This window comes from Flavipsychrobacter stenotrophus, assembly GCF_002954265.1.
Lineage (GTDB): Bacteria > Bacteroidota > Bacteroidia > Chitinophagales > Chitinophagaceae > Flavipsychrobacter > Flavipsychrobacter stenotrophus.
In genome coordinates, this window is sequence record NZ_PPSL01000001.1 from 925,799 (window position 1) to 938,717 (window position 12,919).

Consider the following 12,919-nt stretch of genomic DNA (forward strand, 5'->3'; position numbering starts at 1 on the left):
GGGATATTATAAAATATCATCGAGCTTATCTAACGTGTCGGTAGACAGAATACTTTTCCCTCCGCCCTGGTTAGTATAATTCTTCCTTCTTAGCACAAAGTTCTGCCCAAGGTAAACCTTTCTTACTTGTTCATCCTCTGCCAGTTCTTCGGCAGTGCCTGCTTTTAGTATCTTACCTTCAAATAAGAGGTAGGCCCTATCTGTGATAGACAGTGTTTCCTGCACATTGTGATCGGTAATAAGGATGCCAATATTTTTGAACTTCAAAGTGGCCACTATGCTCTGAATATCTTCTACCGCAATAGGATCGATACCGGCAAATGGTTCATCGAGCAATATAAATTTAGGATTAACAGCTAATGCACGGGCTATCTCAGTACGCCTGCGTTCTCCCCCACTCAACACATCACCATTGCTCTTGCGCACATGTCCGAGTCTGAACTCTTCCAATAGTTCCTCCAGCTTATGCAACTGTTCCTTTCGTGACAGCTTAGTCATTTCCAGAACAGCCAGAATATTGTCCTCTACCGATAGCTTACGAAAAATAGATGCTTCCTGCGGAAGATAGCCAATACCCTTATTAGCCCTTTTGTACATGGGCAACTTGGTAATGTCCTCATCATCGAGAAAAACACGACCGCTGTCGGGCTTTACCAATCCTACCACCTGGTAGAACGACGTTGTTTTACCGGCACCGTTAGGGCCTAACAGGCCCACTATTTCGCCCTGGCTTACCTCGAAAGACACATTGTTGACAACAGTGCGCTTGCCGTATTGCTTGACTAAATTTTCGGTGTGTATTCTCAACTGCGGAATTTTGTGTAAAAATAATAAAAATGAGACTGAGAGTTAGGTAAAAACTTGAAAGGCAAACGTTAAAACATCTGAACAGAAATGAGCTGTGATGAAATAAAAAATGTTCCGACTACATTGGCAGCCGGAACATTTTATAGATAATAATTTATATTATTTACCTACCACAAATTTCTGTGTAGCGTTGCCCTCTGCTGAATATAACTGAACGATATATACGCCTGCAGGCAATTCAGATACAGAATAAGAGAGTTCATTTGCGCCCTTAACAAGGCTGTTACCAGCGATGTTAGCAATAGTTCTGCCTGTAAGATCTGAGATAGTTACACATGCATCAGCTGTATTGGCAAGGTTGAATGCGATGTGCAGCAGATTGGCAGCAGGGTTAGGGAAAATGTTGAGACCTGATGCAACTGGCTTAGCATCATTAACGGCTGTAGTAGAACCTGAATGAGTGTAATACCTTGCCTGATCAAGATGAAGTACACCTGTACCAGATGTATCCAGATCAATTATCATAAGCGGCGTACGAATGCCTTGTGCATACCAACTGTAAGACTCTGTGCGGGAGCTACTCACCGGGAAACCGCTGAATATAACAGTCTGATGAGTTACCGTATGCATTCGCAGCGCATTTGGATAAGTACCTGAAGGTAATACCAGTGTCCCGTAAGCATCTGCCGTATTGCTGTCTACATAGTTAACAGAAGCCCCACTGAATGGAACTGAAGATGTATCGACCCAGGAATTGTTGTAAGTAAAAGGGAAGCGAATAAAATCTTTTGGATCGGTAAAATGGATAAAATCGCTACCTGAGTGACCGCCAATGGCTGTGATCTTAGCTGCACTTGTTACAATGTATGTGTAATCACTACCATCGAAACTGGCAAGGTTAGCGCCCGAAAATGAGTCGCAGTAAGGCGTGGCCGCGCAAGACAAGAACCTTGTGGTATCAGTAGTTGTATCGACTACCGAGCCAAAATTCCATGTAACTGTAGCGCCGGACGCGCCTACAGCAATGCTGTTAGAATCCAGATAATGGGCAACATTTACATCTCCGGCAAGAGGAGTGTTGGTTGCTGCAATAAGCGTTGGCTGCGCAGTTGCGGCAGCGATAGAGGCGATGGTGATCGCGGCAGATAGTACTACTTTTTTCATGTTGTTCTTGTTTTTTTGATTTTGAAGAACAACACTGCAAGTGCTATGCCAAAAGCATTTCGCAAAAGTTAAAGAATTATAAAAGTGCTTTTTCTTTTATATCCACCACTTACTATTATACTCGGCTACCTCGGTTACGATACCCGGCTTTGGTAAGAACAACTTTATACCTTTTTCTTCTGAATGCTTGATGGTGGTCTGTACCGGCTCTCTCCATGCATGCAAAGCAAGGTTGAAAGTACCCCAGTGAATAGGCATCATTAGCTTGCCATTAAGCGCAAGATGCGCATCTGTAGCCTTATCGGGCCCCATATGTATATCGGGCCAGGAAGGGTTGGAAGCACCTACTTCCAGCATGGTAAGATCGAATGGACCATATTGCTCGCCTATCTCTTTAAAGCCCGGATGCCAGCCTGAATCGGCACCAAAGTAGATGTTATGTTTACTTCCTTTTATAGCAAATGATGACCACAAGGTTTGGTTACGATTAGTAATACCACGACCGGAGAAGTGACGTGCAGGTAAGGCAGTGATGGTGCAATCGACCGCTACACTTACTGTTTGTGTCCAGTCCGTCTCTGTGATCCTATCTGGGCTCACACCCCACTTTTCCAGTATAGCACCAACACCTAATGAGCAAAATATAGGTGCAGGATTATTGATCAGTTGCTTTATGGCCAAAACATCCAGGTGGTCATAATGATCGTGAGAAAGGATAATACCATCGAGCTTAGGTAACTGGTGTAGCGCTATAGGATATGGAAAGAAACGCTTTGGCCCTACCGATTGTAAAAAGGATGCACGCCCAATGACAGGATCTGTAAGAAAGCTGCGGCCGTCTATCTCTATCAGCAATGATGAATGCCCCATCCATGTAATGCGCAGTCCCGTTGATGATGTTGTATTGTAATCATTGACATCTACCGGAAAAGGCCCTATAGGTATCTTTGGTACGCGTTCTTCTTTTGCGGTAATGTACTTCCAGAGAATAGGCAGAAAACCACCTTCTGTTTGTATGGTTGGTATGGGATTCTGGTAGGTATTACCTACCTTCTTAGATGGCTGTAATATGGACATGTGTTAGAATTGGAATACAAAGGAATGAAATAAACGTAGACGGCAAATCAGGGTTATCGGTGGATGGAGGGGAATTGTAGGTAGATAGAGGAAAAGTGTCTCAAAGAGAACCAGCCCGATGCCGAATGTCGTGGTTCGGCACTATTGATAAAGTAAGTATAAACTTGTGGTTTATCCTGACATTTGGAAAACGACGTGATGTAACAGCATTTTTCTAAACATTCAATACCCATACTTTTCCTTCCAGCAGTTGCGGAGATAGTCGCGCATGCGGGCTTCGGCGGCGTTATCGGCAGGATCATAGAGTTTTACGCCGGCTATCTCAGCAGGTAGAAACTCCTGCTGCACAAAATTGCCCGGATGGTCGTGAGCATATTCGTAACCCTTGCCGTAGTCAAGTTTCTTCATCAACCCGGTAGGTGCATTGCGGATGTGCAGGGGCACCGACAGGTCGCCGGTCTGGCTGACCAGTTGCTGGGCCTTGTTAATAGCCATGTATGAGGCATTGCTCTTGGCCGATGAAGCCAGGTACGTAGCGCATTGAGACAAGATAATTCTACACTCAGGATAACCGATCATCTCAACAGCCTGAAAGCAACTGGTGGCCAGCAGTAATGCATTGGGGTTGGCATTGCCTATATCTTCACTCGCTAAAATGATCATACGGCGGGCGATGAATTTAGGGTCTTCCCCACCCTCTATCATACGGGCAAGGTAGTAGACCGCGGCATTGGGATCACTGCCGCGTAATGACTTGATAAAGGCCGAAATAATATCATAATGTTGCTCTCCCGACTTGTCGTAAAGTGCCATTTTCTTTTGCACAATATCCTGCACACGGGCATTGGTAAACACTCGGGCACCATCGGGCAATGACGCCGCAATAAGCTCAGTGAGGTTCAGCAAACGGCGAGCATCACCGCCGCTCAATTGTATGAGTGCTTCCCATTCATCGATCCTGATATGCTGATCTGCAAGCCACTTATCTTTGACCATGGCCTGATTAACGAGCTCCATCATATTGTCTTCGTTCAGCGCTTTAAGCACATATACCTGGCAGCGACTGAGTAATGCACCTATGACCTCAAAGGATGGATTTTCGGTAGTGGCGCCAATGAGCGTTATTATACCTTTCTCAACGGCGCCAAGCAGTGAATCCTGCTGCGCTTTATTGAAGCGATGTATCTCGTCTATAAACAATAAAGCATGTCCGGCTTTGCGGGCCAGCTCTATGACCGCGCGCACGTCTTTTACACCACTATCTATAGCACTAAGGGTAAAGAAAGGCATGTTTAGAGAATGTGCGATGATCTGCGCCAGCGTGGTTTTCCCTACTCCCGGCGGGCCCCAGAAAATAATAGAATGACCCTTACCACCATGCACAATCTGTTCCAGCACCTTACCCTTACCTACCAGGTGGTCCTGCCCTATAAAATCATTAAGTGTTTGTGGCCTTACCCGCTCTGCAAGCGGCGCATTAGTTGCTGACATAGTTTTCTCCTGTGTGCAATTTAGTGTTTATTCATCTGACACGGAGTTAGTGAAAAATCAAAAAGAGAAATTTTATTAATTCAGCATCTAATGAAAACATATAGCATTCAGGATCATTGCTATAGAAATGTTAAATACAAAGTATTCGCTATGGAGAGTAGTTGTTATTACGTCTTCTTATTAAACACATGCATATGAAAACTACAATAACATTGCTTCTGCTGTTAGTTACCTTTTCAATCAGCAGTTTTGCGCAGGAGATACTGGGAACAGTAACGGACAATAAAAAGGAGCCGCTGGTGAACGCTACGGTAATGGCCAAACAAGGTGGTGTATTGAAAGGATCAACGGTGACTGACTTTGACGGTAAGTATAGCATAAAACCACTTGACCCCGGGTACTATGATGTAACGGTAACCTATATTGGTTATAAGGCTAGTACAATAACAAAGGTGATCGTTTCTCCTAATGAAAAAACCGGCTTGAATATTACTTTAACATCTGCCACATTACTCAAAGAAGTGATGATAACAACATACAAAAAACCTCTGGTGGACAAGTATAAGCATAGTAGTGTCAGGTCTTTTGACTATGGCTATTCAGCGGCACCCTCTTATTCAAAAAGCGAAAATTTCTCTGCACCTCCTCCCCCTCCAATATATTTCAATCCTAGTAACGAGAGCTATAAAAAGATGCCCGCCAATGATTTCATGACGGTAAAGAGCACGCCTGTATCTACTATGTCGGTTGATGTGGATAGAGCTTCTTACACCAATATCCGCAGGTTCATTCAAAGCAAACAAAAACCACCGGCAGATGCGGTAAGGATTGAAGAGATGATCAATTACTTTGATTACAATTACCCCCAACCTACCGGCAATGACCCTGTAGCAATGGAAACACAACTTACTACTTGTCCGTGGCAGAAAGACCATTTGCTGTTACACATAGGCCTACAGGCAAAAACGATCAGTACGGATAATTTACCCGCATCAAACCTCGTGTTCCTAATAGATGTATCAGGCTCAATGATGGAAGCCAACAAACTACCATTGCTGCAGGAATCATTAAAACTACTGGTAGACAAACTGAGAGAGAACGATAAGGTATCGATAGTGGTGTATGCAGGTAATGCCGGACTGGTGCTGCCGGCTACCACAGGTAATAATAAAAATACGATCAAGCATGCTATTGACGCACTTCAGGCGGGCGGGTCAACAGCCGGTGGTGCGGGTATAAAACTGGCTTATAATGTGGCACTGGGCAACTTCATTAAAGGTGGCAATAACAGGGTTATCCTCTGTACCGATGGCGACTTTAACGTAGGCGTAAGCAGCGATAATGAATTGGAAGACCTTATTGTAAAGGAGCGCGAAAGTGGCGTATTCCTTACCTGCCTGGGCTTTGGCATGGGTAACTATAAAGACAGCAAGATGGAAGTGCTGGCAGACAAGGGCAATGGTAACTATAATTATATAGATAACCTTGATGAGGGGAAGAAAACACTGGTAAGCGAGTTTGGAGGAACCATTTTTACAATTGCCAAAGACGTAAAATGCCAGATAGAGTTCAATCCTACATTGGTGCAGGGCTACAGGTTAATAGGCTATGAGAATAGGTTGCTGAACACAGAGGATTTTAAAGACGATAAGAAAGATGCAGGAGATATGGGATCAGGGCATACCGTTACTGTGCTTTACGAGATCATACCCGCAGATACTAAGGCAGGCGAGGCAAGACCGGTAAATGACCTGAAGTATCAGAACGGACAGTTCACCGCATCGGCTTACAACAATGAACTGGCAAACTTAAAGCTGAGGTATAAGAAGCCCGCAGACAGCGTAAGCAAAGAGATGACTCATGCTGTAACAGGTACAATTGTACCATTGGAAAAAATAAGTGAGAATGCAGGGTTTGCTGCAGCAGTAGCCATGTTTGGCATGACGCTGAAAAGCGATAAATACAAAGGCAGCGCCGGCTATGAAACTATACTGGCTATGGCCAACGCTCATAAAGGAAAGGACACAAATAAGTATAGAGCAGAATTTATAGAGCTTGTAAAAACACAGGCTGAGTACGACTCAAAGACAACAGCAAAATAGTTTGGAGCAGTATAATAAGTAGTAGCGGCGCGTATCTACGCGCCGCTTTTCTATTGTAAAAGATCATTGATGTACGCTACACGCTGTGTGCACTCAACTCTTTTTCTATTGACTGAAAATCAGGGCGGATTGCTACATTGGTTGCCATACAAGCATCCCGCAATTCGCCAATTCTACTTAAAACATCTGAATCGGTTTCGGTACACAAAGGAAGCAGATCATCGAGCAGGCAACCAAATGCACTTACCTCCAGCCGTTCTAATGCATGCGCAACCTCTGTGTTTGATTTGTCGTAAAAGCAGGCTGCACCAAAATCACCAAATAAGGTGTTTCCCTCATCATCTATTAGCGTGTTGTGAGCATACATATCCCCATGCATAATACCCTTACTATGCAGCTTACAGGCTACAGAAGCGATTGTAGTGGTGATCTTCAATACCTGTTTAATCGACAACGCACTACCCTCTTCAAAAACATCGCGGGTACAACTGGCAAATGATGGCGGCAACCCAAGATTATAGAAACTATCAGGAATCAATTCCATCACCAACCCTTTTTTGCCATCAGGATGCCCGCTTATCTGCCCTATCAATTGCACCAATCCATGGTGAAGACCCGCAGTGATAAAAGTGTTCATCTCATCTTCGGGAAGCCCATCGCTGGTTACTGCGCCTTTAAACACTTTGACAGCCACTTCTTTTTCCCCGGTGTTGGTACTTAAAGTCGCTTTAGATATTATTCCCGATGCGCCTTCTCCAAGCATTTGATGGATCTCTAATAAATGCCAATCTATAACAGGTACTTCGGCAATAACCGGCTCAATACAAAACGGATTGCCGGAAAAAGCAAGCCATGATAACTTTGGCATAGATAACAACCATTCAGGTAATTCAGTAAGCCTGTTAGCGGATATACGAAGCAGTCCTAAGTTGCGGCATTTGCTCAACGCCTCGGGTAGCTCTGTCAGTTGGTTACCTGCAAGTGCCAGCTTTTGCATACGGGTGCAGTCACCTATCTCAGCCGGCAAATTTTTTATGCAATTGTTGGTCAATATTAGCCACCGGAGATTAGGATTTACTGATCTTGCAGGAACAGTCTCTATCTTATTAGCTTTAAAGCCTACCATATCCAGCACCCGGCAATCGGCAAGTACCTCAGGCATAACCGTAAACAAGTTATCTGAGCAAAATAATATTCTTAGTTTCTTCAACCTACCAAAATCCTTAGGTAATTCTTTTAGGTTATTGCGCGAAAGATCAAGCACCTCGAGTGTCTCTGCCAATTGAAATATCTCTTCGGGAAAATAAGTTAGTCCTTCGGAAAGTTTCAATGAAGTTGCACCCGAAAGTGCTCCGCTACGTAATTGCGCTAAGGTTTGCATTGCTGATAATTGGTGTAATTTGGCGAATATAGGGGATAGTAATTACTTATTCATCCTTATATTCTTTATGCTGAAGTCTAAATCCATTTCCACATTAGCTTCAAAACTCAGGGAGGTTATTGTGCTCAGGTCTAGTGGTATACGGCTACCATAAAACTGACTTTGCTCCAGCTTACTAAATGGAATGGTAACAGTAGCCCATGTATTACTTGCCTTGAAAGTTGCTGAATGGTAATTATAATCTTTGACATTGGCAGACAACATTCTAAAATAGTAATCTTTTCCATTTCCCTTTACTTCAAAGCTTATACTGCTATATGCTCTTATGTCAACTACACTTTCTGTACTCGCATCCTTACTCAAACTAACCCACAAACCTGCAAACATTATATAACCGGCAGGCAACACTTTACCGGTTAAATGCAGGTAGGTGTTACCATCAACATCTTTTTCCACATTGTACGCCGATTTAGAATTCCCACCTATAACGCTGTCGGAATATGTTCCCACATTTGCTGCACCAGTATTACATAAATAACCATTTTCAAGTAGCGATTCATCAAAAGCCAAAGACCTTACAACAGTATCAAAAAGAGCTGTATCCATTACTAATTTCCCTTTATGAATAATTAGATCTATGTCTTTTGTATTGGTAATATCTATGAGCGGATCAGTATTCAGCACAACAAGGTCCGCGTCATATCCTACCTTTATTCTACCCGTTTCTACATCGGGAAATATATTCGCTAACATAGTGCTGGCTGAATTAATTGCCGCGGCATTGGTCATACCTGCAGCCACATATTGCTCTAGTTCGTTGTGTAGCGAATAACCGTAATATACATCAAAAAAGCCAGCATCCGTGCCCGCTAAAATAGGGATACCAGCCGCAATACATCTTTTAAGATTGTTCTCAACGTCGAGCGACCCATAATACTCTACTCCCCATATCTTTGTTGCAGTATCTACATATTTTGCCTCTTTTTTTACCCCTCTTAGATAATCAGGGTTTGCCGTTTTCCACAACAGAGGATTCGAAATATATTCCTTACTATAACCATTCATAATTACATTATAAACCGTCACCGTCGGAATAATAAAAATTCCCGACCTCTTTATCTTTTCTATCTGTGCATCTGTCAACGTGTTTACTGGCATATGTGCCAGCACATCTACACCGGCATCTATACAATCCATAGCTTCCTTAGCAGTATTTATGTGGGCAAACACTTTCTTATGCCTGACGTGTGCCGCCGTCACAATTTCCTGCATTATATCCTTGCTAAGATAAAACTTGTCGCTATACGCATCATAAACCAACTTTATGACATCTGCTCCATTATCGATTACCTGGTTAGTAATATTGCGGGCTTCTGTAAGCGTTGTAAGCGTGCGTGTGGGTATGCCAAATTCTGTCCCATGACCCTTTGGTGATGTAAGAATAGGTCCGGCCATTATAGGAATTGAATAAACGGCTGGTTGTCGAGCAGCAATTGTCTTAGTGGATATAACCTTATTTTCAGTAGAAAACAGATCTATAACAGTAGTAACACCACAGTGCAGAGAGCTTTTAAGGTTGTCTGTCTGCTCGGCACCCACATAGGGGTAAGCCGGGCTGCCACCAATATGTACGTGACCATCAACAAGGCCTGGAATAATGAACTTACCTTTCAAATTTATCCTATTGCCCGACAGTTGCGTGGCAGCACTACTAATACCGACAATTTTACCGCCATTAATCACCATTTGCTTGAATGGAACAAACACTTTTCCGTTAAAGTAAGAACCATTCTCAAGAATGATACTTGTTGGTTGGGCATATAAACAGGTATGAAAATATAGCAGGCATATTGTTATCACCTTTTTCATAAAGTATGGGTATTACACTAAAGATACATACCTAAAAGCAGAAAGCCTCTCCGAATAAACGAAGAGGCTTTCTTTATAAACTTAAGATCTACTAGTTATTGTTAGACCTGCCTTTTACCTTAGCTACTACTTCTTCCTCAATGTTACGAGGAGCAGCAGAGTAATGACTGAACTCCATTGTAGAAGTTGCACGGCCAGAAGACAATGAACGCAGCTGAGTTACATAACCAAACATTTCGCTCAATGGCACCTTAGCCTTGATCACCTGCAGGTTATTACGGCTATCCATACCTTCCAGCATAGCACGACGACGGTTAAGGTCACCTGTTACATCACCCATGTACTGATCTGGAGTAGTTACTTCTACCTTCATGATCGGCTCAAGGATAACAGTCTTTGCTTTCTTACCGGCTTCACGGAAACCAGACTTAGCGCAAAGTTCGAATGACATACCATCACTATCCACCTGGTGGAAAGAACCGTCAAATATACGAACCCTCATACTTTCTACAGGGAAACCAGCCAAAGGACCGTTGGTCATTGAAGCTTCAAAACCCTTCTGTATTGGCGCGATAAACTCACGAGGAATAGATCCACCGAAGATTTCGTTGATGAACTGGAAACGTCCTTTACCTTCTGCAAGGAAAGCTTCGTCTGCAGGTCCTATCTCAAACTGGATGTCAGCGAACTTACCACGACCACCAGTCTGTTTCTTGTATATTTCACGGTGCTCAATTGTGAGCGTAAATGCTTCCTTATAAGCAACCTGAGGTGCACCCTGGTTGATCTCTACCTTGAACTCGCGACGCATACGGTCAACGATGATCTCAAGGTGTAGTTCACCCATACCGCTCAGGATGGTCTGGCCGGTATCTTCGTCGGTCTTAACACGCAACGTAGGATCTTCTTCAACAAGCTTAGCAATAGCCATACCCATCTTATCAACGTCTGCCTGAGTTTTAGGCTCTACAGATATAGAGATAACCGGTTCTGGTATGAACATGTTTTCCAAAACAATAGGATGCTTTTCATCGCAAAGGGTATCACCCGTCTTGATTTCCTTGAAACCTACAGCCGCTCCGATATCACCTGCTTCGATGAAGTCGATCGGATTCTGCTTGTTAGCATGCATCTGCATGATACGAGAGATACGCTCATTCTTACCTGAACGTACGTTCAATACATAAGAACCTGCATCCAGGTGACCTGAATAGCACCGGAAGAACGCCAGACGACCAACGAAAGGATCGGTCATGATCTTAAACGCCAAAGCAGCGAATGGCTCCTTAGCATCAGGGTGACGAACGATTTCTTCACCTGTGTTAGGATCTGTACCAACAATAGACTCAACGTCCATAGGGCTAGGCAGGTAACGGATAACCGCATCCAGAGCAACCTGAACACCCTTATTCTTATACGCTGAACCGCAAAGCATTGGAACAATGCTCAGATCGATACAAGCCTTACGAACTGCAGTATATATTTCATCAACAGAGATGCTGTTCGGATCTTCGAAGAACTTCTCCATCAACTGATCATCATATTCAGCTATTGATTCTACAAGGTGAGCCCTCCAGAAATCAACGTCTTCCTTCATATCCTCAGGGATAGGAACTACTGTGTATGTCATACCCTGGCTTGCATCATCCCAGATGATAGCTTCCATGGTGATCAGATCCACAATACCCTTAAAGCCATCTTCAGCACCAATAGGCAACTGCAATGGAACAGACTTTGCACCCAACATTTCCTTTACCTGCTTAACTACCATAAGGAAGTCAGCACCAACACGGTCCATCTTGTTTACAAAACCTACACGTGGTACTTTGTAACGGTTAGCCTGGCGCCATACAGTTTCAGACTGTGGTTCAACACCATCTACAGCAGAGAACAAAGCAACAAGACCATCCAATACACGCAAAGAACGCTCCACTTCGATCGTGAAATCCACGTGACCCGGAGTATCAATGATATTGAACTTGTAGTTCTTTGATTCAGGTAATTTCTTACCCTGTGTAGTTGGGAAGTTCCAGAAGCAGGTAGTTGCCGCAGAAGTGATCGTGATACCACGCTCTTGTTCCTGGGCCATCCAGTCCATTGTTGCTCCACCATCATGTACTTCACCTATTTTGTGGTTTACACCGGTGTAGTAAAGGATACGTTCTGTCATCGTGGTTTTACCGGCATCAATGTGAGCGGCTATACCAAAGTTGCGCTGTAAGCGTAAGTCTGCCATTTTTATTTTATATTAAAGAGATAAAATTTAAAAATTGAGGTGCAAAGGTATGAAAATAATTGTAAAAAATATCTGGAAATATTGCTATCATAAAGTAGTAACATAATCTTATCATACCATCTTAATTGACTGGGTTGAAGATAAATTATACCTTAGCAACAATTAGCCAAAAAAATGCCTGGAAAATTATACCGATCACTATTGTTACTGCTTCTGTGTTTAGTCACCGGCCATCGTACAGCGGGGCAAAACGCAATACCGCAGACATTCAATATATACAACGGCTTGCCCACCAACCATATTTACAATGGCATTATAGATAGAAATGGTTACTTGTGGATTGCGACCACAAAAGGCGTTGTGAAATATAATGGCTATTCCTTCAGGATCTTTAATTCATCTGATGGCCTGCCAAAGGAAGATGTATGGCGGCTTGTGGAAGACAAGAGGGGAAGAATATGGCTATGCTGCATCACAGATGAATTGGGATACATTTATAATGATAAGTACTATGGCATTACCATCGGGCAAAACAGGAGCAGTGTTTATCCCCACTCATTATATCGTTTCGGCAATGGTATAACATTCTCCACTTCCTATATCAACGGACAAAAGGGTGCAGAGTTATATAGGATAGACAGTATTTCTGCCAGCACCCTATCCATTCCTATACCACCAGTCATTAAAGACCTTCACTTTACAAAAACAGATTCATTAAATTTTATAAAAGATGACACCTCTCTATGGGCTACCCGTACAAATATTGTTGACGATAGCTTAGTAACATCTCTT

General features: G+C 43.2%; 9 protein-coding genes. 2 read left to right on the plus strand and 7 right to left on the minus strand.

Annotation, left to right across the window (positions count from 1 at the left end; genetic code table 11):
- Positions 1–6 precede the first annotated feature (6 nt).
- The 4 genes from lptB to CJD36_RS04205 form a co-directional block, all read right to left on the minus strand.
- Positions 7–807 (minus strand): LPS export ABC transporter ATP-binding protein, encoded by an 801-nt coding sequence (gene lptB / locus CJD36_RS04190; RefSeq protein ID WP_105037835.1) that lies wholly within the window; start codon positions 805–807, stop codon positions 7–9.
- A 159-nt stretch (positions 808–966) separates the two neighbouring features.
- Positions 967–1,971, minus strand: coding sequence for a T9SS type A sorting domain-containing protein (locus CJD36_RS04195; protein ID WP_105037836.1), 1,005 nt, complete (start codon positions 1,969–1,971; stop codon positions 967–969).
- 96 nt (positions 1,972–2,067) lie between these two features.
- Positions 2,068–3,048: an MBL fold metallo-hydrolase gene (locus tag CJD36_RS04200; RefSeq protein WP_105037837.1), complete on the minus strand. Its 981-nt coding sequence runs from the start codon at positions 3,046–3,048 to the stop codon at positions 2,068–2,070.
- 222 nt (positions 3,049–3,270) lie between these two features.
- Positions 3,271–4,539, minus strand: a complete 1,269-nt coding sequence (locus tag CJD36_RS04205; RefSeq protein WP_105037838.1) for a replication-associated recombination protein A — start codon at positions 4,537–4,539, stop codon at positions 3,271–3,273.
- A gap of 194 nt (positions 4,540–4,733) precedes the next feature.
- Between CJD36_RS04205 and CJD36_RS04210 the strand changes: the two genes are divergently transcribed.
- Positions 4,734–6,641, plus strand: a complete 1,908-nt coding sequence (locus CJD36_RS04210) for a YfbK domain-containing protein (RefSeq protein ID WP_105037839.1) — start codon at positions 4,734–4,736, stop codon at positions 6,639–6,641.
- Between the two features lie 76 nt (positions 6,642–6,717).
- Here CJD36_RS04210 and CJD36_RS04215 read toward each other — a convergent pair whose 3' ends face one another.
- From CJD36_RS04215 to fusA, 3 genes are all read right to left on the minus strand, one after another.
- Positions 6,718–8,022, minus strand: a complete 1,305-nt coding sequence (locus CJD36_RS04215) for a leucine-rich repeat-containing protein kinase family protein (protein ID WP_105037840.1) — start codon at positions 8,020–8,022, stop codon at positions 6,718–6,720.
- Positions 8,023–8,064: 42 nt separating this feature from the next.
- Positions 8,065–9,891 (minus strand): CIA30 family protein, encoded by a 1,827-nt coding sequence (locus CJD36_RS04220; RefSeq protein ID WP_105037841.1) that lies wholly within the window; start codon positions 9,889–9,891, stop codon positions 8,065–8,067.
- Between the two features lie 91 nt (positions 9,892–9,982).
- On the minus strand, positions 9,983–12,127 hold the full coding sequence (gene fusA / locus CJD36_RS04225; protein WP_105037842.1) for an elongation factor G: 2,145 nt from the start codon (positions 12,125–12,127) through the stop codon (positions 9,983–9,985).
- Positions 12,128–12,497: 370 nt separating this feature from the next.
- Here fusA and CJD36_RS23175 point away from each other — a divergent pair, with 370 nt between their 5' ends.
- Positions 12,498–12,710, plus strand: coding sequence for a hypothetical protein (locus tag CJD36_RS23175; RefSeq protein ID WP_161499204.1), 213 nt, complete (start codon positions 12,498–12,500; stop codon positions 12,708–12,710).
- The last annotated feature ends 209 nt before the right edge of the window (positions 12,711–12,919 follow it).

What these genes read in the sequence shown, in the direction of transcription:
- CJD36_RS04195 (WP_105037836.1), bottom strand. Translation starts at nt 1,971, where the DNA reads ATGAAAAAAGTAGTACTATCTGCCGCGATCACCATCGCCTCTATCGCT.
- CJD36_RS04200 (WP_105037837.1), bottom strand. Translation starts at nt 3,048, where the DNA reads ATGTCCATATTACAGCCATCTAAGAAGGTAGGTAATACCTACCAGAAT.
- CJD36_RS04205 (WP_105037838.1), bottom strand. Translation starts at nt 4,539, where the DNA reads ATGTCAGCAACTAATGCGCCGCTTGCAGAGCGGGTAAGGCCACAAACA.
- CJD36_RS04210 (WP_105037839.1), top strand. Translation starts at nt 4,734, where the DNA reads ATGAAAACTACAATAACATTGCTTCTGCTGTTAGTTACCTTTTCAATC.
- CJD36_RS04215 (WP_105037840.1), bottom strand. Translation starts at nt 8,022, where the DNA reads ATGCAAACCTTAGCGCAATTACGTAGCGGAGCACTTTCGGGTGCAACT.
- CJD36_RS04220 (WP_105037841.1), bottom strand. Translation starts at nt 9,891, where the DNA reads ATGAAAAAGGTGATAACAATATGCCTGCTATATTTTCATACCTGTTTA.
- fusA (WP_105037842.1), bottom strand. Translation starts at nt 12,127, where the DNA reads ATGGCAGACTTACGCTTACAGCGCAACTTTGGTATAGCCGCTCACATT.
- CJD36_RS23175 (WP_161499204.1), top strand. Translation starts at nt 12,498, where the DNA reads ATGGCTATTCCTTCAGGATCTTTAATTCATCTGATGGCCTGCCAAAGG.